16 protein-coding genes are annotated in these 23,486 nt (G+C 43.1%); 2 read left to right on the top strand and 14 right to left on the bottom strand.

Annotated features, from left to right (window positions below; translation table 11 throughout):
* Nucleotides 1–446: 446 nt before the first annotated feature.
* Together gpAD87_RS08925 and gpAD87_RS08920 are read right to left on the bottom strand one after the other, a co-directional pair.
* On the bottom strand, nucleotides 447–1,076 hold the full coding sequence (locus gpAD87_RS08925; RefSeq protein WP_064637624.1) for a DapH/DapD/GlmU-related protein: 630 nt from the start codon (nucleotides 1,074–1,076) through the stop codon (nucleotides 447–449).
* Nucleotides 1,077–1,148: 72 nt separating this feature from the next.
* Nucleotides 1,149–2,570 carry an MATE family efflux transporter gene (locus gpAD87_RS08920; protein ID WP_231952480.1) on the bottom strand — a complete coding sequence of 474 codons (1,422 nt, stop codon included), beginning with the start codon at nucleotides 2,568–2,570 and terminating at the stop codon, nucleotides 1,149–1,151.
* 91 nt (nucleotides 2,571–2,661) lie between these two features.
* Between gpAD87_RS08920 and gpAD87_RS08915 the strand changes: the two genes are divergently transcribed.
* Nucleotides 2,662–3,561 carry an AraC family transcriptional regulator gene (locus gpAD87_RS08915; RefSeq protein WP_064637622.1) on the top strand — a complete coding sequence of 300 codons (900 nt, stop codon included), beginning with the start codon at nucleotides 2,662–2,664 and terminating at the stop codon, nucleotides 3,559–3,561.
* A gap of 6 nt (nucleotides 3,562–3,567) precedes the next feature.
* Here gpAD87_RS08915 and gpAD87_RS08910 read toward each other — a convergent pair whose 3' ends face one another.
* From gpAD87_RS08910 to gpAD87_RS08890, 5 genes are all read right to left on the bottom strand, one after another.
* Nucleotides 3,568–5,358, bottom strand: a complete 1,791-nt coding sequence (locus tag gpAD87_RS08910; protein WP_064637620.1) for a sensor histidine kinase — start codon at nucleotides 5,356–5,358, stop codon at nucleotides 3,568–3,570.
* Nucleotides 5,351–6,991: a response regulator gene (locus gpAD87_RS08905; protein WP_064637619.1), complete on the bottom strand. Its 1,641-nt coding sequence runs from the start codon at nucleotides 6,989–6,991 to the stop codon at nucleotides 5,351–5,353. The genes gpAD87_RS08910 and gpAD87_RS08905 overlap by 8 nt, the downstream gene beginning before the upstream one ends.
* 19 nt (nucleotides 6,992–7,010) lie before the next feature.
* A complete protein-coding gene (locus gpAD87_RS08900; protein ID WP_231952479.1) occupies nucleotides 7,011–8,492 on the bottom strand; it encodes an extracellular solute-binding protein in 1,482 nt (493 codons plus the stop codon).
* Nucleotides 8,493–8,788: 296 nt separating this feature from the next.
* The gene (locus tag gpAD87_RS08895) at nucleotides 8,789–9,949 is read right to left on the bottom strand and encodes a Gfo/Idh/MocA family protein (RefSeq protein WP_064637615.1); all 1,161 of its coding nucleotides are present in this window, start codon (nucleotides 9,947–9,949) and stop codon (nucleotides 8,789–8,791) included.
* 18 nt (nucleotides 9,950–9,967) lie between these two features.
* Entirely contained in the window at nucleotides 9,968–10,636 is a 669-nt protein-coding gene (locus gpAD87_RS08890) for a sugar phosphate isomerase/epimerase family protein (RefSeq protein WP_231952478.1), read from the bottom strand.
* Nucleotides 10,637–10,869: 233 nt separating this feature from the next.
* Here gpAD87_RS08890 and gpAD87_RS08885 point away from each other — a divergent pair, with 233 nt between their 5' ends.
* A complete protein-coding gene (locus gpAD87_RS08885; RefSeq protein ID WP_064637613.1) occupies nucleotides 10,870–11,700 on the top strand; it encodes a helix-turn-helix transcriptional regulator in 831 nt (276 codons plus the stop codon).
* 32 nt (nucleotides 11,701–11,732) lie between these two features.
* On the opposite strand, the gene gpAD87_RS08880 is transcribed toward gpAD87_RS08885, so the two are convergent.
* The 7 genes from gpAD87_RS08880 to gpAD87_RS08850 all read right to left on the bottom strand — a co-directional run bounded on the left by gpAD87_RS08880 (nucleotide 11,733) and on the right by gpAD87_RS08850 (nucleotide 23,485).
* Entirely contained in the window at nucleotides 11,733–14,828 is a 3,096-nt protein-coding gene (locus tag gpAD87_RS08880; protein ID WP_064637612.1) for an alpha-mannosidase, read from the bottom strand.
* A 169-nt stretch (nucleotides 14,829–14,997) separates the two neighbouring features.
* On the bottom strand, nucleotides 14,998–16,359 hold the full coding sequence (locus tag gpAD87_RS08875; RefSeq protein ID WP_064637610.1) for an ABC transporter substrate-binding protein: 1,362 nt from the start codon (nucleotides 16,357–16,359) through the stop codon (nucleotides 14,998–15,000).
* 130 nt (nucleotides 16,360–16,489) lie between these two features.
* On the bottom strand, nucleotides 16,490–17,467 hold the full coding sequence (locus gpAD87_RS08870) for a carbohydrate ABC transporter permease (protein WP_064637608.1): 978 nt from the start codon (nucleotides 17,465–17,467) through the stop codon (nucleotides 16,490–16,492).
* The gene (locus gpAD87_RS08865) at nucleotides 17,464–18,360 is read right to left on the bottom strand and encodes a carbohydrate ABC transporter permease (RefSeq protein WP_157258433.1); all 897 of its coding nucleotides are present in this window, start codon (nucleotides 18,358–18,360) and stop codon (nucleotides 17,464–17,466) included. The genes gpAD87_RS08870 and gpAD87_RS08865 overlap by 4 nt, the downstream gene beginning before the upstream one ends.
* Nucleotides 18,357–20,528 (bottom strand): DUF5696 domain-containing protein, encoded by a 2,172-nt coding sequence (locus gpAD87_RS08860; RefSeq protein ID WP_064637607.1) that lies wholly within the window; start codon nucleotides 20,526–20,528, stop codon nucleotides 18,357–18,359. Before gpAD87_RS08860 ends, gpAD87_RS08865 begins: the two co-directional genes overlap by 4 nt.
* A gap of 46 nt (nucleotides 20,529–20,574) precedes the next feature.
* Nucleotides 20,575–22,590, bottom strand: a complete 2,016-nt coding sequence (locus tag gpAD87_RS08855) for a YIP1 family protein (protein ID WP_064637605.1) — start codon at nucleotides 22,588–22,590, stop codon at nucleotides 20,575–20,577.
* Nucleotides 22,591–22,618: 28 nt separating this feature from the next.
* Nucleotides 22,619–23,485 carry a carbohydrate ABC transporter permease gene (locus gpAD87_RS08850; protein WP_064637603.1) on the bottom strand — a complete coding sequence of 289 codons (867 nt, stop codon included), beginning with the start codon at nucleotides 23,483–23,485 and terminating at the stop codon, nucleotides 22,619–22,621.
* Nucleotide 23,486 lies beyond the last annotated feature (1 nt).

Genomic DNA, 23,486 nt, shown 5'->3' with positions numbered 1-23,486 from the left:
AAGCTTAAACTATCCAATGCGTTAGTTCAATCCATATACAAGTCGACTCTTTTGGCCACACCATTGATAATATTTTCCTTTTTTATCCATGAAAAAATCCCCTTTTCGTAGACAAGATTAAGTCCATCTTAACAGATGTCTTTTTTTTCTTGTCTACGAAAAGGGGATAAAAGCAATTTATATCTATAGATCTTATACTTTAATATTCAATTTGTGTTGTCTTCATAAAGATTAAGATTTCTTTCAAATTCTTCTTCTAGATGCTCTGCGTAACTGACAACTCGTGGGGATTCCAATAACCTACCTACTACACAATATAATCCAATCAAAATACATACAGATATAATGATTTCAACAATGAATGGCATCATTCTTCCATATTCTCTCCTTACCAGGTAACGTCTAAGTCGGCCCACGTTAGATTTGATTATTTGCTTGGTTATCCACTACCATTCGACTTGGTCGAAACGCATGTTTTTGTAGTAATACTCTCTGTCATGATCGGTGATTTCACGAAGGACCCTGCAGGGATTACCCACAGCGATAACATTACTAGGAATATCCTTGGTTACCACGCTTCCTGCACCGATCACACTACCCGCACCAATAGTAACTCCTGGCACAATCACAGCGCAGCTACCGATCCATGCGCCATCCTCGATGACTACCGGTAGGGCGAACATTCCACCTTCTTTGCGCTTTTCTGGATGTACTGGATGATTGGTTACAGCAATCGTGACATTCGGACCAAACATGACATCGTTTCCAATCGTGACTTTATAGTCATCAACAACAGTTAAATTAAAGTTGATATAGACATTGTTGCCTACTGTAGTGTTTGATCCATACGACATCCGAATAGGAGGTTCCATCCAAACATTTTCACCAATACTACCGAAAAGTTGTTCCATCAGAGTCTTACGCATTTCAATATCATCGGGATGTAAGCGATTGATCTCATAACATAGTGCCTTTCCTCGTTGACGCGCCCGAGCCAGATCAGAAGCTTCCTGTGGATAATTCGCATCGTGATCCGTAAACAGTTGTCGGCTTGCCATTCGTTCTGTAATATTCATGCCTTAGTCTCCTCTGAATTTAATCTAATCTATTTATTTTAGTTGACCTTACATTCTTTGACCGTCTATTTCTTAACCTACTGGTGAAAAAGTCCTTGTAATATTATTTAGCCATTTGAATTGGCGATAACGGTAAAATGCCAATGGCAACTTAATGATCTCATCCAAACTAATGACGATATATAATACCAGGGGTGATACGTGCCAGACAAAAGCACAGAGATAACCAAGCGGCAAAATAATACCCCACATTACAATCGAATCACACCAAAAGCCAAATTTAGAGTCACCACCTGCAGTAAATATTCCTGAGATATTAGTTGCATTAATGGATTTAGCAATACAATAAAATGCACTGATATATAACATTCCATCCAAGTAGTTTTGAGAAATGACATTTAGATTTACTACGGAGAAAACAAGCGGTTTTATCAGGATAATTGTACATCCTGCTATTATTCCAAATAGTAAAGCATAAAGATTCATTCTGCTTCCTACCTGTTTTGCTTTGTCGATCTCCCCTTTACCTAGATATTTCCCAACCAATATAGATCCCCCACTAGCAATACCTCCACACAGGACAATGGTTAAATTCTTAACCACGGATGCAACAGAATTCGCTGCAACCATATCAGCACTTACATGTCCAATAATTGCGGCAGTCGCAGTTAGTGCCCCTCCCCAAACAATGTAATTGCCTTGTACAGGCATGGTGTATTTCAGGAAATCCTTTAGGAGATTGCGCTGAATTCCATCCCATATGGGAAAACGAAAACGAATCGATCCTCTCGTCACTGAATATATAACACAGCAGCCCAACTCAATAAATCGAGCTAAAACTGTAGCAAGAGCTACCGCCATGATTGCCATTTCAGGTCTGTCTGGGAAAAGGACAAAGATACATAACGCATTAAACAAAATGTTTAACATTAAACATAGTGAACTAATCCAAGCGCTTAGTTTTGCATTTTCCATACTTCTAATCACGCTAAGATACATTTGTGAAATGCCCATTGCAAGATAAGAAAACGAATTCATCTTTAGAAATATTGAACCAAATCGAATTAATTCACTATCATTTGTAAAAAAACGCATTAACGTTTCAGGATATAAAAAAGATACTAAAAAAAACCAAATAGAGATACTAAATGAGAACAAGCAGGCAGTGCTGAGAATACGCTGTATGGTTTGTACATCCTTCTTCCCCCAATATTGTGCAGTCAAAACCCCTGCTCCCGTAGCCATTCCCATGTAAAACAATGTTAATGCGAAGGTGATTTGTCCCGCTAGCGATACGGCCGACATTGTAGATTGGCTAATCATTCCCAACATAACTACATCAGCTGATATGACTGTGGCTGAGATTAGATTTTGTAATGCAATGGGAATGACAAGCGTGATTAATTCCTTATTAAAATCTCGCGTCATAGGAGTAGTTAACTGTATGCGCTTTTTCTTTTTAACGTACATCCACTCCTCTCTGTTGGTATCCATATTATCAAGATAGGATAAATTCATTGTCCTTTCCATAAATATTGGCTATACTTTTGTCAAAATCGTATATTTATTGGAGGCGCTTTGTTGGATGAAAAATTTAGAGGTATTTTCTGATTTATCGGAAAGATTGAATTATAATCTACCTGACCTACCCTTGTATGTCCGGAGAGGAAGCTTGAATGAATTTGATAATTTTGCAGCTGCCGCTCATTGGCATTCGGATGTTGAGTTCATTTACATTCTGGAAGGCTCCATGGAGTATTCTGTTAACGGACAGACCATTAAATTAGAGCAAGGAAATGGGATTTTTGTGAATAGCCATCGTTTGCATTTTGGTTTTTCTCACAGTCATTGTAATTGTTCATTTATCGTTATAGTGATCCATTCCTCTCTCATCGGGGAAGGTTCGTTCATACGAGCTTACTGGGAAGAGAAGTTTGGTCCAAACATGGATGATTTTGTATTACTAGCAGAACAGATCTCCTGGCAGCACGAGATATTGTTATCCATTCAAGCGATCTATGCTGAAATGCATAATAGCTTTGCTCCAAATCCGTTCCGCTTAACTTCTCAGGCTTTATCTTTATGTGCTGGTATTGGAGATCACTTGCAACCGAAGGTGGGAGATAGCCACGATGTGCAATTATGGACAAATATTCAGCAAATGACTCGATTCATTCATCAAAACTACGAGCAAAAAATAACTCTTGAAGACATTGCGTCCTCAGGAGCCGTTTGTCGAAGCCGCTGCTGTACTTTATTTAATAAATACGTGGGTCAAACTCCCAACAACTATCTAACTCGATACCGCCTTCATAAAAGTTGTGAGATGTTGAGGGAAACCAAAAGATCTGTAAGTGAAATCGCACTTGCCTGTGGCTTTCAAAGTCTGAGCTACTTCTCATCCCTTTTTCGCAAACACATAGGATTAGTTCCGCTAGCATATCGAAAAAGCGCCATAAATGGCTTAAGTAAAACGGAGAATTAAACCGATTTATGCTCCATTCTCATTCTCTAGTTTCTCCTTCATAATTGGATGCCGGATCGTAATTCGGGTGCCTATCCCCTCCTTGGATTCGATTTGTAATTTATACTCTAAACCGAAATAAATCTTTAACCGCTCATTTACATTGCGCAGGCCGACACCAGATCGCCCATTCATCTTCTGATCCTCAGATTCCTCCTCCAATGCCTGTATAACTGAATCGGGTATTCCCTTCCCGTTATCTGTAATTTCAATGACCAGATTCTTCTCTTCTATTCGTCCGGAGAGTATAACTTTGCCATGCTCGAAATTCCCACGTATGCTGTGATGAATCGCATTCTCAACCAGAGGCTGCAGTAAAAGGCGCATGAACGTTATATTCAGCATATCCTCATCAAAAAAGTACACCACCCGCAGTGGCATGCCGATTCTAGCCTGTTCGATTTGCACGTAAGCCTTCACCTGATCGATCTCACGACCAACTGTCGTAATATCCTTGCCCTGATTGAGACTGAGACGCAATAAATTGCCTAATGCGGACACCATTTCACCAATATCATTTCGTCCATGATTCTCCGCTTTCCAGCGGATCGATTCCAGCGTGTTGTACAGAAAATGCGGATTGATTTGATGACTGAGCACTTGAAATTCAAGTTCTTTCTTGCTCCGTTCGGCTCGGGTGGATTGCGCAATCAAATCCTCGATTTTACGTACGATGCTGCCGAATCCACGAAACAGCCACCCTATCTCGTCCTTGCGTTCCTGATGCGGGATGTACATTCCAAAATCGCCTTCTTCAAGCTTTTTCATCAGACGTACCAATCGAAGGACAGGCTGTGTGAAATTTCGGGTAAGATAAATAACGACGCCAATGGATACAAGTAAATAGACAATAATAATGACAAGGAGCAGCCGATTCATCTCCATAACGGGCTCCACTAGAGCATCCATCGGAGTCAGACTGATAATCGTCCAGGGGAGGCTGTCCATCCGGACGAAAGTGATCAAATGCTCTTGATCATAGATCGACAATTTCTCAACGCCTTCGTTATACAGATTGCGCTTGGCCAGCAGTTGTGGAGAAGGTAAAACATCACCTGTCCATTCGTTCCCGGCCGAATCAAAAAGAATGGCCCCTTTATCATCAATGATCAGAAATTTTTGCCTTTGCAGCCGTTTGGTAGGTGAAAAGAATCGGCTTAGATGATTGTCAGCCAGATCCGTTACCACAATGCCGCGAGGCGTCCTGCTGTGCAGACTTGTGAACGTCTTGATATAAGACAACAACGGGCCCCGATTCGGACCATCACTTACTGATAATTGCCAATATGGCACGTTACTGTCCGCTGCTTGCCGAAACCATTCTTCTTCACCAACCGAGGCAGATTCCTCCAAAGCTCTCATATAGGTTGGATAATCTGCTGGAATTAGTGGATATACTCGAATCCGCAGCGCATCCATCTGTTTTTTCTTTTCATACACGATACTCAGCATATCAACGGAGTTCGTCTCTTCTTCCTTTGGACTTAACGGCGGCCTCTCCAATAAATACTGCAATGTTTTGTCACCGATCAAGCTATTGATACCTTCGTTTAACTGAGCTAAATAAGTTTCCACGTTTATCTTGGCTTGCTCCAGATAACTCATCGAGAATGTAATATTGGCTTGCTGAATGCCTTCTATTGATTTGGTATGGGCATATGCAGAGAATAGGATGAAGGGGATGATCGTTATCGAGAGAAAGATCAAAATCATACGGTTACGAAAGGAAGATGCCAGGCGAAGAAAAGCATTAATCATCCAAAATCCCCCGTAATCTACGGAATTCTTTCGGTGTCACCCCGACATGCTTTTTGAACAATTTTGAAAAGTGAACCGGATCCTTATAGCCAACTTCATATGAAACATGATAAATCTTATATTTTATATCCCCCAGCAATTCTTTGGCTCGTATCATCCGAATACTTGTTAAATCCTCCAGAAAGGTATGACCCCGTTCTTTTTTGTACAGCTTGCTGAGCCAAATCGGTGTAACATGAACCATTGATGCGACGTATTGCAACGACAGATTCTCGTTGTAACGGGTTCGGATCAATTTTGCAGCTTCCTGCACAATTCTGCTGGATGAGTTATCCATTTTATGAAAATCAATTGCTAACAGATGCAAGTTTTTTTCTACATGCTTCTTTAGGGATTCCAAAGTGTCATATTGTTCCAAGCGTTCCCACAACCCAATAGGATCGCGTTCCCATGAACGGTCTGGCCAACCAGCGGATGCGGCGGTTCGATAGATGCCCATTAACCACTGGAATATTTGCTGTTGAATGTCCTTCAGACTTAAGAGCTCCCATGATTTAACCATGTCTTCGAAACCTTTCATGGATTCAGTAATATCCTTCTCTGTACCATACCTGACCAGATCCAGCACTGCCGCCGGTTCGCGAATGGACATCTTCTCATTCTCAGTATCGTCCATCCCATCAACGGATTCAGTGAACAATCGATTGCCCCCATAAATGACTTTCTGCTCTAACGATTCAACGCATTCAACGTACAAGGCATTAAGATGCTTTAGCTCCTTCGGGAAAGCACTTACTGCAATACTGGCCTTCACTTTTACGAATTGATTGATCCGTTGCAAACAGATCTCAGCCACTGATTTGCATAACTCCAGTATTTTTGGATCAGAACAACTGATCACTGCCACCCAACGGTCCGTGGTATCCTTGAACAATGCTGCGGGTACATTCAATTCTTCAGCCAGTGTCTGGCTGACCACATTGCCAATCCCGAAGAGTACAAGATCTTTCTCAGCCGTCAGCATTTGCATATTGACCAGCGCCTTCAGATCATCTCCTTCAACGACCATCAGCAGCAAGGGAGATTCTTTCATCCAGTCCAAATGCAAGGACTTCAGCCGATGAGTGATGCGGGTTTCTCGATACGGATTATATTCGTTTTCTACCACTTCACGCAGGAGTTCTTCTTGCAATATGGGAACAGCGAATTGAACCTGGTACGCAATATTCGTTTTATTTTGCTCCTCTAACCTCTCACGCCTGATGTGATCCGTTGCCTTGCGCACAATCCGTTCCATTTCATCCATGTTGATGGGTTTCAATATGTAGTCGATAGCACCCAGATGAATCGCCTGCTTTACCAGGGAAAAATCATCATATCCGCTAATTAAAATCGCTTTCCAATCCTTAGGTTCCCTCATCTGCAATTCACTGAGCAGTTCAAGTCCCGACATCCGGTTCATCTTGATATCCGTAATGATCAAATCGGTTTTGTACTCCTGTGCAATCTGTAGTGCTTCGTCGCCATCGGAGGCAGAGCGGACTGTTCCAACCCCATATTCATGCCAAGGAAAGCGCTTACGAAGACCTTCACGAATTTCATACTCGTCATCAACAATTAACACATTAATCATGAAGTAAGCCTCCCGGAAGTTAGTCAGGGTGATTCGACGCCAGATTCAGATCGACTTGCCGCTGCACCTCGCCAATGATTTTATCAAGCCCGATGTTCTGTTGTTTTATTCGGTAATTCGATACCGCCTCCTTAACATCAGATACCAATCCGAATTCAATGGACCGACCCATATCTTCATACAACTGAACCCGTTCTTCAACTTCCTTGCTGATCGCATAATCACTAAGCAGCAAGCCTTCTAACGGCGAATCCAAATTGACTGGTATTTTGGCAAACCGTGCTTCCTCGCCCCAGAAATCCCCAGGGTATGTCTCCGTGGACCTGATGAATCGCGAATTCCAAAGCGCCCATTGTCCGCCCCAGCCCATATAGTTGCTTGTCGAATCACTTAAGTTGTGCGGATAAACCACCTGTTCCCCGTCCATCTGATACGTCTTGCCTTTAATGCCGTAGATCACTAAGTCATACAGTTTTCGATCGGTCTCCATCATATCGAGAAATTGCAGCACCAATTCGGCATGCTCCGAGTTACGGTTAATGGCAACAACGTTCGAAATTGGACTGCGGTTGACCTGTTTCTTATCCGGGTACAGAAGAGACATTTGCTGGCGATAGTTTGGATCAACAAAACCCTGATCAGTAGCATGTGCCCATTCATGCGAGGTAAGTGTAAATAACACTTTACCATTGCGCCATTGATCGGAACTGTCTGCTCGGTCAATCAGTGATTCTGGACTCAAAATCTTGTCTTCATACCATTTCTTGCTCATCGCTGCGGCTTCCACATAGAAGGGTTGCTGCTCAATGGCCTGCACTTTATGATTAGGGTCATTCAGATTAATACCTAGTCCATGAAACCCCAAATCCAGCCACTCCTCCCGCACGAGATAGAATGGAAGTGCTGTTATACGAGTCACTTTATTGTTCGGATAAGCGCGCTTTAGTTCATGTAAGAGTACGTCCACATCTTGAACCGTCTGTACCGATTCCGGTTCCCGATAAATCCCCGCTTTCTCTGCGAGATCTACCCGCCATCCGGCATATGGACGTTGATTCATTTTGATAGACCATGGCATTCCGACAATATCTCCGTTCATCGTAGTAGATCGCAGGTTACCATTCATCTGATATTTCTTATAGAGGTTTGGCGCATACTCGGGTAAAAGTTTATCCAAGGGCATATAAGAGCCCCGCGAAGCCATCTCTCTGAATGAAGAATCCGAATCAAAATTAAGGTCCCATCGATCACCGGCGGCAGCCATAACTAGAAGTTTCTCCGGATATTCAGGCCAGGAAATGAAATGAATAGAAAACTTTACATTCAGTCCTTTGTCTTTTACGTACTCGCTGACTGCCGTCCATACTTCATCGGTCGCTGCTTTTTTCTCTCCGCCAAAATAAAACTTGAGTGTCACTTCCGGCTCACTGGGAGGATTAGATGATATGAAAAAATCATTGATATCTGCCCCCGGGCTGCCCATGCATCCAGACAATGCCAAAGCTATGCATAGTAGATAGGGTGCCAGCCACCTCTGGAATCTGAAAACGGAACTCTTCATTTATTCCCCTTCCATTTCTGAAATACGGATATCGCCATCCATTCAAGATTTCTATATCAAAAAAAGCATTCACCCGTGTTCACTGTTTAAATATACCCACTTCTTTTTAGTAAAAAAAATGGAAATTATATATCTCATCCAGTTTAAACGATGTACTTCTTCAGCCAAATAAAAGGAGGGGTTATTCTCCCCTCCATCTGCATTTACGAACGATCAGATTTCTTTCTCCATCCATTTCATGTACCAAAACTTCCTGTTGTATCAAATAGTACCGATTCCCCTATCTTTCGTTTGGATGTCGAGATCCGCTTCTTCAACTCGGATAAATACAAATCTTCGTCAATTGGAAATTCAACGGTTTCGCCAGTCCAACTGGACAAATGCATGGCGTTCGAAAGCATTAAGCTATGGATGCCTTCCTCACCGTCCGCAATGAGGGGTGTTCCGTCCAGGATCGCGTTCGCAAATGAAGCGATGATCCCCATATGCTGGCTATTATCCCCTTCCGCTGGAACAACCGTTACTTCAACCGACGGCGATGTAAAGCCCTCTTTCGATTCGAAACAATATTCACGTTCGTTCTGGCTGAGCTTATGCAGCGTCAGTTTACCGTGTTCACAGACCAGCTTACCCATCTCCAGCGTAATCTCAAGACGATTTGTTCCTGGTAAATCCGCGGTTGTGGTTACAAATACGCCTGTGGAACCGTTCGGAAATTCCAAATACGCCGTCACATCATCTTCAACCTCAATATCATGCCACTTTCCTTCATGGCAAAAAGCACGTACTTTCGAAGGCATGCCGCAGATCCATTGGAGCAAGTCGATGTTATGAGGGCATTGGTTGATGAGCACACCACCGCCTTCGCCAGCCCAAGTTGCGCGCCAGCTCCCGGAATCATAATAAGCCTGAGTTCTGTACCAGTCAGTAATGATCCAGTTCACCCGTTTGATGGCCCCAAGCTCGCCACCTTGCACCAACTCGCGCATTTTCCGGTACATTGGATTTGTGCGCTGATTAAACATCATACAGAAAACGACGCCACTTTCCTGCGCCTTCTCGTTCATCTCTCTTACCTGCTTTGTATAGACTCCGGCCGGCTTCTCGCACAAGACATGCAATCTTTTGCTGAAAGCTTGTATCGCAAGTCTTGGATGATCATAATGCGGCGTAGCGATAATAACAGCATCGCAAAGACCACTGTCTATCAGTTCTTCCGGGCTATTAAAATAGCCTAATGTCTCCGGCAAATACATCTTGGAAGCCGTAATCCGCTTTTCATCCATGTCTGATACGGTGGTGAGCTCCACCTCCGTTACGGTGCCATTAATCAATTTTTTCGCATGGTCCGACCCCATATTTCCCATTCCGATAATACCGATACGTAATTTTTTCATGATCGATCTCCTTTTCCTCTAGCGATAGCCAAGAGAAGCCAAATTGTTGTAGCTCGTCTGCAAACAATCGAACGGACTCGTTTGACAAACGTCCTGCTCTACGAGCAAATATTTCGTATTCGCATTTTCAAGCGCTTTCAAAATTCCTGTGAAATTCATGTTACCTTCCATCACCGGTTCCATTTGCTTATCCGAACCCATGTCCTTCAAATGCACGCAATGAAGGCGGTCCTTTAATTTATCGCTCCATTCGCATACGTCAGCTCCGGCAGCATGTACCCAATACGTATCCAGAGTAATTCCCAGTTCCTCGGGTGAGAAATCCTCGATAAGACGTTCGATCATACGCTTGCCATCCGTTTTCTCAAACTCAAAATGATGGTTGTGATACATGAATAGCTTTCCGGATCTGGCGATCCGCCGAGCCGCTTCCCGGAAGTCACTCGCGAAATATCCGTACCAATCCCGTGACCGATATTTATCCGGCATAGCTCCGATACCGATATAATCGCAACCAAGAATGTTATGCTCCTCAATCACTTGATCGGTTTCATACAATATCCGCTCAGGGCTCGTATGCGTCAGAGCAATTTGGAGCGATAACTCGTCGCACATAGCTCTAAGTGTTTCCGGCTTGATTTTTACCGATTGCAGAAACCTGGATTGATGTGTAACCCATCTCCGCAATTTTTTGCAATGTACGTTTAATGTCTTTTTCAGTTTGAAGAAAAGAACGTACTGTGTACAACTGTGCACCTAAAATCACATAAAACAGCTCCCTCTCTACGTTTGGAATGTGTCTACATTAATTAATTATAGTTCTGACATGTAGATTTTCCATTGTAAATCGGAGCAATTACATTGCAAATATAGCGTCGATCTATTAGACTAACTTTACACCGATTGGAGGAGGTGACTGAATGAATACTGTCAATATCCATACCGACTCGTTAATTCTTCACCATGCTGTAGACCATAAGAAGACTGAACAATATGCTCTTCACTGTCACAATTTCTACGAGGTGTTCTATTTCGTTGCCGGTGATGTGAGCTATCTTGTAGAAGGCAAAAATTATGTTCCCAAGCCCCACAGCCTCCTGCTTATTGCTCCCCACGTTTTTCATGGGGTCAAAATTGAAAGCGACATTCCCTATGAGAGAATATCGCTACATTTTGTACCTGGCTTTCTGCCTCTTGAAAACCAGTCAGTCTTATTATCTCCGTTCCATCCTGATTTCGGTTCGGCTGACATCTATTACATGGATAATGGGAATCAGGTTATGTTTCCTTTTTTTAAACAATTGATCGACGCCAGACTTGCTGACGAAACTATTCGTGAATTGTCGCTTCGCGTGCGTCTCGAAGCTCTTTTATCACAAATATTGATAAGCAGCTATTCACTCAAAGGGGCATCTGAATCTTCATCATCCACTAAATCCGTATCAAAAATCATAGCTTATCTAAACGATCATATTACCGAATCTATTAAGCTGGACGATTTGTCTGCTGCATTCTACATCAGCAAACATCATTTGAACAAAATGTTCCGGAGAGCAACAGGCACAACGGTTGGCAATTATGTCATTCATAAACGGGTCATTATGGCGCAAAACTTGATATCACAGGGCCAAACAGCCAATTCCGCAGCATCAGCCGTAGGTTTTCATGATTATTCATCTTTCTTCCGCGCTTATAAAAAGGTTCTCGGCTATGCACCTTCTGTCAAACAAAATACAATGCTTCTCAAGTGATGGATTTATCGTTCTGTAAATCTATTTAAATTTTAATAACTCACCTTAATGGTCTTGATTTCAAACGGTTTGAAAACAAGGTCCATATTAGAATCCAGGCTTTCGAGCGTTTCTTCCAACATATTAGTTATTTCCATTTTGTCAAAAGAGATATTTACATCCCAAGAGGTGATTGTATATGCTCCTTCTGCCTCATACATTCGAATGACAAATCCTCTATCATTATTCTCTAACGGTTTGATGGCTTCCACGAGAATATTATCAGCCTCTATCGATAAAAGACTGTTTTGCTGAAATTCCCCTTCCAAAATAAGCGGCTTCATATTGAATTGATATGCAGGATGCACAACATTTTTCGCACAAAAGCTACCATCATGAGGTAAGAAAGAATAACTGCATTCATGTAAGCCTTTATCCCCTCGAGGATCTGGACGATTACCTCCCTTATGTAGTGAGAGTTGCATGCTTGAATTTTCCACACTGATTCCATACTTACAATCATTCAATAAGGCGGCTCCATACCTTGCTTCGGACAGATCCGTAAATTTATGATTCACCACTTCAAATTTAGCTTTTTCCATAGAATTATTTCTTGTTGTTGGACGTTCAATATATCCAAACTGTATTTCCTGTTTTGCAGTATTTGTAAAAATAGATGTATCAAAAGCTGTTTTCAAGAAACGATGCTCGTCTTGCCAATCAATCAAAGTATCGAACCTCACTTGCAGACTGTCACTATAGAAAACCATATCCTGAATGATGGTTGTTTTCACTGTAACTTGATACTTGCTTCGAATACGTATTTCAATAGGACCATTAGAAATCAATTCTCTTGAAATCATTGCAGCAGAATCCGCGAATTTATACTGGCTATCCACATCCAGATCCCAATTATCCCATGCAGTTGGTACATCTTCAGCTATAAGGAAGGTGTTGAATGCATAGCCTTCACCGCGGAGTTCCCTCTTGGCTTTTTTGTCAAAGAATGATTCAATATAACCTTGATCATTAAAAGTAACTTTAATTAATGGCGTTTCTAATTGATTCCCATCCAAACCGAACGCTGCTTCACCTCCAGGCTCACCTTCCTCCAGTGTTAATACGATGCTAGAGAAAGCAGGAATCATGACTTCTACGGCTAGCTTCTTGTTACCGTGAATGTCGGCAGTCACTTGTTGAAGATAATCTCCTTGCACCTTTAAACCTTCAGTATAATCTAGATACACTACTTCACACCGGTCAAAAGATAAGGTATTGATAACCGTTCTAGATAGTGATTTGTTCTTAGGTTTAATCAATTCTTGAATGTACTCGGCCGATTTTTCAATGATTGCAGATGTTTCAGCTAAGGATTCATCATGGACACGAGCGATACTTGTACCTGGCAAAATATCATGAAATTGATTAACTAGCATATCTTCCATCAGCGGACGAATTTTCTCGTCACTGGCTATAGTATTTTTCCTAATAGCTTCCCTTACTGTTACATATTCTAGGTTCCTTAATGAAATTTCAGCTAACCTGTTATTTCTTTTGATATTATGTTGACTGGTTAATGTTCCACGGTGTAGTTCCAAATATAATTCTCCGCTATAAATGGACGGATCTATTGCAGTTTCTTCGAGTTCTTTCATGAACTCGCTTACTGTAGTGTGATTTGCTTTAGGAATCCCTTCTAAATCCCGAACACGACGTGCCATTTCAATCATTTCAAATTGTGGACCTCCCCCACCGTCACCAAAACCATAGGCTATTAACCTTTTGTTTGTAACGGATTTTTCCTTAATTCCCCTCATCTCTCCCCCGGCAACATAATCTACCAAGCTTGCAGCATCAGGCCATATATGAGTTCGATTAAAATGTACGAATATTCTCGACCCGTCTAGTCCTTTCCAAATAAAGGTGTCATACGGGAATACATTCGTATCATTCCAGTCCATTTTCGTTGTCAAAAAATATTTTATTCCGCAGCCCTTCATAATTTGAGGCAAAGAAGCGCTATAGCCGAACGTATCCGGTAACCAGAAACAATCCGAACGGTAATTAAAATTCTCCTGCGTGTATCGTTGTCCCCAAATAAATTGGCGGATTAAATATTCCCCATTAGGCAAATTACAGTCACTTTCGATCCATACCCCTCCATTGGGTTCATACCTGCCGTTTATAACCTGTTCTTTGATCCCTTCAAATACTTCAGGGTAATGCCGCTGAACCATTGCCGTATGGTATGCGGAACTTTGTACAAACTTATATTCATCGTATTGTTTCATCAGATTTAATTGATTGGCATAGGTTCGAGTACATTTCTTCAATGTCTCGTCTTTATGCCACAACCACGCTGTATCCATGTGAGAGTGTCCAATAATTCCGGCACTTGGTGCGGATATAGAATTTTGATTTTTTAGTAACTTTTGCAGGATCGGATGTGCTTTTCGTATAGCGCCCATAAAAGTATCGTAATCTACATTGTCGTAATCGTAGTACAATACTTTATGCACTTCGATCAGTTGGGAAACGATATTGCTTCTCACGAAGTTGTTAGAGTCCAATCTAGCAACAACTTGATTAAGTGTTTTTAAGTCAAAATAAAATGCGCAAATTTCATCATTCTTGGTACAAATGTCAACGCTCTCATACACATAAGTAAAGTTACCCTGACTCTCAGTTTCCAGAGGTGCCACACCCGGAAAATCATGATGAGCATAGACTTCCAAAGCGATCTCTATATTCTCGCCACCTGTTACCTGTTGTTTTAACATGTCACAGTAATGGTTACCATGGCTGTTCACAATGATTTTCGAGCAGAAAATGCCAGACGGTACACCGTCGACCCACATCATCATTTCATATCCTCCGATGTGAGGATACAAATATAAATTTTGTCCGGCGAGACTACTGAGTACTTTGTAGCTTCCTTTAAACCAACAGTATGTTTTTTCCCCTTCCCATATATCCCCCTTCTTGCAATCCTTAAAATTCGATTCGTCTGGAATCGTATATAGAGATTCTGTTGTATGGTATTTTTTCATTGGCACTTCATCCACTTTGGTAAACATAAGCGGTTCAATGGTCTTGGTAAATCGAACTAACTTCCCGAGCATCCGTTCTAATTGTCTATCTGGCATCATATGAGTACCCTCCATAACATGATTTGGTAAGCTAGCATTCATTCTTACTTCAAGTATAAGCGGAGTAATTCCTGTCAATTCAACGATCTCGTTCTCTCTTTTATCTTATATCACATCAAGTAGAATAACCGCTGATCATAAGACCAACGGTTATTACTCCCCCTTCGGGTTACTTCAGACTTTCGCGTAACTCTAGCGTTTTTTTGTTCCAGGCTTCGGTTTCCGGAATAATATCGTTAATATCTCGATCTCCAAAAATAATATCGTTCAAGAGGTTATTGTAGTTGTAATCTCTCCATCCGACGACAGTCAATCCTGACTGGATTCTAGCATTTTGTTGTGCAATTTTTACCGCTTCAATGTTCTTCCCCTCCCATATTGGAGCTTCATCGTAATAAGCGGTAATTTCCGGATCGTTAACCGACGCATTTGCCCCTTGGTCAATCTTCCATTTCTGCGCTTCTGGCGTGAATTGGAAGCTTAGCCACAGGAACGCCGCCTCCTTTTGTTTGGAGCCCGCAAGCATGGCAAGTGGTCCATAAATGGAATAACCCGGCTGGCTCACTTTCCCTTTGGGGAACGGAAGCACATCCCATTGAAAAGGCGCCTTCTCCTTCAATGTCGGAAGTACCCAGTCGCCACCAATTGCAAAACCTGTTTTACCGTTTATGAAATCCTTAGTCACATTTCCGTCTGCTTCTGCGGCTGCGTTGCTCTGCATGGAACCATCCTTGGTAACCAGCTCCTGAAACCACTTCACTTCGTTCATGATCTCTGGTGTATTCAGCAAACTTTGTGTCATATCTTCGTTCATGTATTGGTGGTTCGCAGCATAACCATCCGCAATCGATTTACTGGAGAGCATGCGCATTTGAATTTCTGGTTGGCTAGTCACGCCATACTCGCCTGCATTCGAATCGGTAATCTGCTTAGCAATATTCCGGAAATCATCGTAGTTCCAATCATTAGAGGGCATATCGACGCCATGCTTGGCAAGTAAATCTTTGTTCACCAAGATCCACATCGGTACATCAACCATCGGTATCGCCAGCCTTTTGCTGTTGAACGTCATGGTGTCCAAGAAACCCTCAGGAAATTTCGCATTCTGGAATATTTCGCTTTCCTCAATGTAAGGTGTTAAATCTTCAATGAGACCCCCCTGCTCAAAAGCCACCAAATCGGTATCGATCTCGGTCACATCGGCAGGCGTGCCGGCCGCTTCAAGTGATGCAATGATTTCCATGATCGGTTGCTTATTGACCGGAATTTGCTCAATGGTTATCCAAGGATATTTCTGATGGAAGAGTTCATATAACTCGTCATAAGTGCCCTCTTTCCAGGAAATGAACTTCAACGTAACCGGCTCCCTATCCCCATCCTGACCCGTCTCCGTTACTACAGTGTCATTCCCTGCTGGAGGTGAACTCTCCTTATTCCCGCTAGTCCCTGAATTTCCACTGCATCCCGCCAACATAAATGTCAGAGACAAGACTGCAGCCAATATTGATGTTCCTAACCGCTTCTTTTTCAAGCTTTTCCCTCCCCATTGTGATCTTATTTGTGTTCTTTTCTTCAGAGATACAGACCGTCCACAGCCACTAGCGGCCAGCATTCCCCCTTTCCAATGAAGTCAAAAATCACTTTATCTCCCCAGTAGTGATCTACTCTACAATTCCAGTTCGTTCAATTCCGGTGATGAACCAGCGCTGGAGGAACATGAAAATCAACATCGGCGGGAAAATAATGAGGAATGCCGCTGCCATTTTGGTTCCTTCCGTAACCGGGTTATTAACCGACTCCTGGCTGCTGAGCAGAGAGGGATTCAATACTTCTTCCAGATTGTCCAGACGTATCGACAACGGTGTGAATCCCTTGGCCAAAAACATGGATGGTTCATAATACATGTTCCAATACCAGATGAAGGAAAAGAGAAAGACGACGAGACAGGCGGACTGAGCCAGTGGCAGCATAATTCGGAAGTAAAGTCGGGCTGCAGATGCACCGTCAAGCTTTGCCGCTTCTTCAAGGCTAGGGGGCTGGGATTTGAAGAATTGGCGGAATATGAGAATAAACAGTGCTCCCTTTAAACCCTGGCCGAAGATCGCAGGTACCAGGAATACAAACAACGAATTTAGCAGTCCTAACTTGCTGAAAATAACATACAGCGGAATAATGATGACCTGTGGAGGTATAAGAAAGGTCAATAGTACCAGTGCTGTAATTAGTCCTTTGAAGGGAATAGCCAGCCGTGCAAGTGCGTATCCGGTCATAGAACAGATCAGCACCTGAACAAGTGAACAAGTAAGAGCAATCACCGCCGTATTCCGCAATGCTTCCGGGTATTGTAAGCCCTCGTAAGCCTTTGTCAAGTTCTCCCATGTAACGACGCGGGGAATCCATTTCACAGATGGGTCCAACAGGTCACTGACCGTCTTTAACATCGTGGTGATCATGTAGAGAAGTGGCTGTAGATACAAATACGCCACAATAGACAGCAGCACATAAATGATCAGTTTAGCTAACAACCCGTCTGACAAATTCCTGCCCATAAGCAGAGCTTTAAGCTTTTGCGACTCTCTCCGCCACAGCAGATCTCTTACATTATTTTTGGCCCGATCAAACCATAGTTCTTCTTTCATGATCTTCTCCCCCTCTGGCGCATGCTGCGGCTGAACATTCCGAGTACTATCGCGATCAGGACAAAAATGAATCCGAAATAGATCCAAGCCAATGCACTTGCATATCCGTATCCGGTATCCACTTTGAACATATTGTCGCGAATATGCTTCAGCACTGGATTGAGAGGGAAGGTGAAGAGATCTATGATGGTATAGAGTACATTAAGGCTTATAAACGGAATGCTGGCAGGTAGCGTTATTTTCCAGAAGCTGTCCCAAGGCGATGCACCGTCAATCCGTACTGCTTCATAAATAGATGGAGATATCGTCTGAAATCCGGCGATAAAGATCAAGATCTGTACCCCCGAATACCAGAGAATTAGGACAACGCGACCCAGCACTTCCATGATCATCTTCGCCATTTCGCCTCCGACATATTGCTTCACTAACGGTTCCAGATTGTATTGATCCAGAAAGGGGATATCGCCTGCCCCCTGCGTAAACAGCTCCGACAACACCTGACCAGTGGCGAAGATGACAGGTAAAAAGAATAAAGCGCGATAGATGAATCTTCCGGGAAACTTCTGATTCAGCAGCAGCGAAATAAGCAGAGCGAAGATAACGATAATCGGAACCATCAACAACATTTGCTGAAAATAGGTGATCATCTCGATCGGGAACACATTGTCCTTTAGGAAAGCATCCCGGTAATTTTGAATGCCGATCCAGTCATATTTAAATCCGCCCGGCACCACCGCCACCTTGTGTAGTGACATGAACATTGACCAACCGATGGGTATAGCTACGAACACACTGAATCCGATCATCCAGGGCAGCATGAAAAGCAAACCAACGCCATAGCGCTTGAATTGGTATTGAAGCGCCTTCTTCTTGTGTTCTTGCAACTGGCTCATCGGGCAGCCCCTTTCTCCACCTTGAAGCTCTTGGCTGCATAATCCACAATGACGCGAGTTCCATTCTCATACGTGGTCATATAACGTTCATCACTTATTTGTTCGTGATCAACAATCCTAAGCGAATAAAGATCACTTAAGCTATCAAATCGTCCGTATTCCTCTACAATGCGGCTTTCCCACTTGTCGAATCTGCTGCTGTATAGACCATATACAGGTGTGTTTTTCAACTTCCGGGAATCATCATGAGTGACGAAAAAGGATGGCAGCGCTCCATATTCTATCGCCTTCAAAAATTCGGTATCCTCATCATCGCGCAGATTTCCTGCTTCAAATGTGTAAGGTACGTTGCCGTGCAGTGCGATTGGGTAAAATGGAACGGTCTCATCGATCATGAAATCGTAACTAGAGGAGGATGCCATTCCGTCAATGAAATCAGTGCTGCCAAGCACATAAGCATTGCCGCGTTCAACGCTGGTCGATCCCAACTCCTTACGGGTGTAATCAAGTAAACCATTGTATACGGTCTTCGTATATTCTCTTGTACGGATGCCGGACAACTCATAGTCATGCACAAGAATCTCGCCCAATCCGCTGTAATGGATCCCGTTTACTCCAATATCTTTTAACTTGTCAATTGTTTTTGCTGCACTTACTGCCGTATATACTGGTTTAGCAAGATACCACCCATCAATGTTATAAGCCGTACCATCAATACCGCGAATGGCGTCTGTTTTGCCAGAGAATGATGACTCGCTGTCCACCCATAAAAAGTCCTCTTGGAAAGCAACATCAATACCTGATTTCTTCATCGAGGCGACAAAGGATTTAGCACCAGTCTCACCTCCGAGCGAACTCTCAATTGGGAAACGCTTCTCCATGTTGTAATCGCCCTCGTTCTGCCAGCCATAAAATATGGTCTTAAGCGAAGCGACACCCTGCTGTTGCAGCCGCTCTACAATTTCAGTCGCTTGATCAAACGTAGTGGTAGCAACATACTGCACTCTTCCAAAAGCCTTTTCATAATTTCCGCCCATCAATTTCAGGTAGAGGGGAACATGTTCTACCGGTTCCAAAGCTTCTCCCAACTGGCCGGATTCTTGTAAATAATCTCGGTAAGCACTCGCCATTCCGATATAAGAAGCTTGCTCCCCATTCAGAAAGCGGTACTCTACCTCACGGTCCAGGTCCAATTTTTGCTTCTGAATAGCCTTGCTTGGAGTAGCCAACCTACTCATTCTGTATAAATACTCTTCTCGGTAGATTTGACTCGAGTACACATTGTAGAAGGATGAGCGTTGTCCAGGTGCCATTGCGACTACATTAGCAGAATCCTCGCCCTTCCTCATGACAGCGACATAAGCATGATCTCCACGTTTCAACCCAAATACCGGATAAGCGATATTCTCTCTGTTCTGAACCATTAAATTGATATTCCCTGCATTGGTCAGTTCCTGGCCATACACCTGATGGATGTACCCTTTGGAAAGGCTTGCCTTTGCCGTATCATAGCGGATCAGTCCGCCTGGACCATCAGGCACAAATAAATATCCATCTTCATTAGCCATAGCAGCGCCGAAATGAGGCAGGACATCCATTGAAAACAACACGTGATCTCCTTCTTCGCGGATTCCTGCTGCCGGCACTTTGACCTTTAATCCGGATTCCGTTAATTCGTATTGAATAGCAAAACCAATGCGTTTGTCAGGAAACCAGTATTGAATTTGAAGTCCTTTCATATCACGGATCATCGTCGTCTCTAAACCGGGCGCTTTACTGTTCAATGTTTCCCTAACCGTTTGGTCTGCTCCTTGCGTACGTACATGGGTTAATACAAACGGAGACTGCAAATTATCCAACAGTTGCCCCTTGACGCTCTCATCCGCGAGCTCAACTTCAGTCGGATTGCTGGTCCAACGGTATCCGCTTCTTTTGTCCAGAACGTAGATTTGCGTATTGAGCGGATTCACATACAGGGCGTACTGATCGTTATCTACCGCAATTGCATAACCATCTGCTTGTGCAGCAGGCTTCCATCTTTCACCTTGATAGAGGGAAGCTTTCTCTGGTATCAGCACTTGTATTCCAGTAGCGGCAAAAATCTCCGTTGTACTCTGCTGCCATGGTTTTATAACCAACACGATGAGCATCAGACCAAGCACCAGCACAATAACGGCGGTCCATCCTACCCTATTCCATTTTCGTTTGAGTGTGTTATAGATTGATGTTCACCTCTTTGTAAAGCTCATAGAAAAAGTCATACAGATTAAAGGACAATCCGAATATAATGAAGCCAAACATCCAGATCGTCAGAATCGCAAACACAGTAACGGCCGAGTTTTTGATCGTTTCCACAAATTCAAAATTGTGAATTACTTGTGTCATCACAAAGAACATGGAGAGAAGCCACAGTACCATCACCATATTCATGGCATGAATGATGATCGATTCATCTAGTGAGACGATGTTGGATAATAACAGAAGTGGAATTGAGAAGAATACGTATGGTGATAGCGCATACACACTTCCTTGAATTACTTCTCTGAATTTACCCTCACCGTCTTTGACACTGCAAACTAAGTAATTGGCAACAATCCAGGTGATCCATGGTAGGATGAAGAACCCCATCTCTTTTAGTAAATTAACTTCTGAGAGTTCAACTGGATGAAAGAGGAACCCAGTCCAGTAGATTGTGCATAATTTGATGGCCAGCACGAGAGACAGCAGGGCTATCGTAATCCATGGTGCAATTCTCGCTTCCTTGATCCGGTAGAATCCTTCATATGGATGAAACATCACATAACTGAAATTTTTCAAATCAGCGAAAGGTTGCTGCAAGCGCTCAGAAAGCGGCCGCTTCCGCAGGTATAAACGTATTCCGCGTATACCAAAATGGAGGAAGAGTCCACCCCCTACTAGGCTATATATCAGGATCATAAAGTGGTTCTGCAACCAGTCTAACCTCAGCTTCCAGAAAGCTTTGGAGTAACCTTCTGTATCAAAGGCTGCCTTCATAAACATCAACGCATCCTCGTTGCGTCCTTCATGTAGAAGCACTTTTCCTAAACCTTGAAAGGTGCCGTTATACATATCGTTACGGGCGTAGACAGCTTCCCAGTAAGGCTTGCTTTGCTCGTATTTCCCTTCTGCATACAAAGCTAGCGCTTTCAGCACATCTCTTCCCAAATCAGTACGCACATATTTGTGTACGGTATTCGTACCGCTGTCCGAGATCCAGATCGCATGGTTGCTGTCCACCCCAATGCCTGTCGGATAACCCAATATGCCATACTGCTGCGTATCTTTATTGACAAGACCAAACTCAAACATCGCTTCCCCATTACGGTCGTACATATTGATGTGCATAGAGTCAAGGTCAATATTGTAGAGAAATGCATCAGCATCAATCGCAGCATCAACAATACCGTGACCGTTCTCTAACGTCTTATTCTTGAATATATCCACGCCGCCTGCATTCAGTTTACGGATGGCTCCCTTCCCCTCACCGCCAGCAGTCGAAGTATAGATAAAGCCGTCTTTGTCTACCGAGACATTCGTAATCGGTTTAGGAAGCGCAGCCTTTTCCTTGGCCAATTGATCTTTATTGAGAACCAGTTTCTTCAACCAGTTGAGCATGGATTGATCGGCTTTGTTAGCACCGAAGTAACCCATGAATTCACCTTGGGGATTTAACCGAACAAGCCCTTGATAAGATGAATTCAGTTGTATGTACATGACACCACGACGATCAACGATCAACTTGACGGGCACAAAGTGCTCGGACCCCATTAATGGTGTATTCGGTTTTTTGAAATCACGCTGAAACACCCCGTTTTGATCAAATACCGCGATCCTCTGATTACCTGAATCCGCAACATACACTGCATTGTCCGGTGTGACAAACACACCTTCAGGTGAAGACAACTGTCCTGATCCTTCTTCTTCACCGATTGTACGTAGCAGACTACCATCCTGATCTAACACTACGATTCGGTTCTGCTTCTTATCTGCGATGTAGACCTTGTCGTCTGAGGCTACGTCAAGGTCTACCGGTTCCCCAAAGTCGGCAGAATAGGCACCTGCTGGTCTGTAAATCGGCTGAATCTGGAACCAGTTTGACTGGTTACTGTCATAATAAGCCGTCCAGTACGGAAGACTTGCTGAAGCTGCCTTCGGCAGAACGGTTAACGCAATCAAGCCTATGAGTGCCATTGATAACCATTTTTTCATCGCGACTCTACTTCCTTTACTGATGACTTTACTTAATACCGGAATGGACCATCGTCTCCAATACCTTGCGTTGGAAGAGCAGGAAGATGATCAAATTCGGGATAAAAATGAGCAGTCCGGCTGCTGCTGCCATATTCTGTCCTGCGACATTGTTCTGCAGCCCACTAAGCAGGCTATTCACATAGAACGGTAAAGTACGCATCGCCTCTTTTTGCATGAACAAAGTTGAGGTCTCGACATCACCCCACACATTTTGAAAAGTAAGAATGGATATCGTTGCAATGGCTGGAACGGATAAAGGCAGAATAATTCGTTTGAATATACCGAAATGACTGGCTCCGTCAATCTTTGCAGCCTCCATCAGATCATTTGGAATTTGGGAAATAAATCCGACCAGCATGAACACCGCCACCGGTGATGCAAGTGAAGGTAAGATGTGTCCGAAATACGTATTGTTCAGTCCAAGAGCGCTGATGACCAGATAACGTGGAATGGAAACAGTTTCAGGTGCGAACATAAGGGAAAGTGTGATCATCCCCATAATGAGTTTCTTGAAATGGAACTGATATTTTGCCAATACATAACCTGCCATTGTACTGACCATGATTACACTGATGAGTGTAAATGACACAACAACCATACTGTTAAACAGGTAACGGGTGAACGGTACCAAGGCATTGGTAGCGTGAAGAAACAACGTTTCAAAGTTATTTAGTGTTGGCTGTTGTACAAAGAATTGAGGTGGAAACAAAAACAATTCATTTTGTGGTTTAAAGGCATGATTGAAAATAAATACAATGGGCAGAGACATAAATACTGCCAGGCAAGTAAACAACAAAATCAGAATGACATCGAAAGATGATACTGAGCGGAGCTTTCGTAATTTGGCTATCATA

Origin of the sequence: Paenibacillus sp. AD87 (assembly GCF_001659845.1) — a bacterium.
Lineage (GTDB): Bacteria > Bacillota > Bacilli > Paenibacillales > Paenibacillaceae > Paenibacillus > Paenibacillus marchantiae.
Note: the sequence above shows the minus strand (reverse complement) of the source record. Positions and strands in the feature narration are given on the sequence as shown.

What these genes read in the sequence shown, in the direction of transcription:
- gpAD87_RS08925 (WP_064637624.1), bottom strand. Translation starts at nt 1,076, where the DNA reads ATGAATATTACAGAACGAATGGCAAGCCGACAACTGTTTACGGATCAC.
- gpAD87_RS08920 (WP_231952480.1), bottom strand. Translation starts at nt 2,570, where the DNA reads ATGGATACCAACAGAGAGGAGTGGATGTACGTTAAAAAGAAAAAGCGC.
- gpAD87_RS08915 (WP_064637622.1), top strand. Translation starts at nt 2,662, where the DNA reads ATGAAAAATTTAGAGGTATTTTCTGATTTATCGGAAAGATTGAATTAT.
- gpAD87_RS08910 (WP_064637620.1), bottom strand. Translation starts at nt 5,358, where the DNA reads ATGATTAATGCTTTTCTTCGCCTGGCATCTTCCTTTCGTAACCGTATG.
- gpAD87_RS08905 (WP_064637619.1), bottom strand. Translation starts at nt 6,991, where the DNA reads ATGATTAATGTGTTAATTGTTGATGACGAGTATGAAATTCGTGAAGGT.
- gpAD87_RS08895 (WP_064637615.1), bottom strand. Translation starts at nt 9,949, where the DNA reads ATGAAAAAATTACGTATCGGTATTATCGGAATGGGAAATATGGGGTCG.
- gpAD87_RS08885 (WP_064637613.1), top strand. Translation starts at nt 10,870, where the DNA reads ATGAATACTGTCAATATCCATACCGACTCGTTAATTCTTCACCATGCT.
- gpAD87_RS08880 (WP_064637612.1), bottom strand. Translation starts at nt 14,828, where the DNA reads ATGATGCCAGATAGACAATTAGAACGGATGCTCGGGAAGTTAGTTCGA.
- gpAD87_RS08870 (WP_064637608.1), bottom strand. Translation starts at nt 17,467, where the DNA reads ATGAAAGAAGAACTATGGTTTGATCGGGCCAAAAATAATGTAAGAGAT.
- gpAD87_RS08865 (WP_157258433.1), bottom strand. Translation starts at nt 18,360, where the DNA reads ATGAGCCAGTTGCAAGAACACAAGAAGAAGGCGCTTCAATACCAATTC.
- gpAD87_RS08855 (WP_064637605.1), bottom strand. Translation starts at nt 22,590, where the DNA reads ATGAAAAAATGGTTATCAATGGCACTCATAGGCTTGATTGCGTTAACC.
- gpAD87_RS08850 (WP_064637603.1), bottom strand. Translation starts at nt 23,485, where the DNA reads ATGATAGCCAAATTACGAAAGCTCCGCTCAGTATCATCTTTCGATGTC.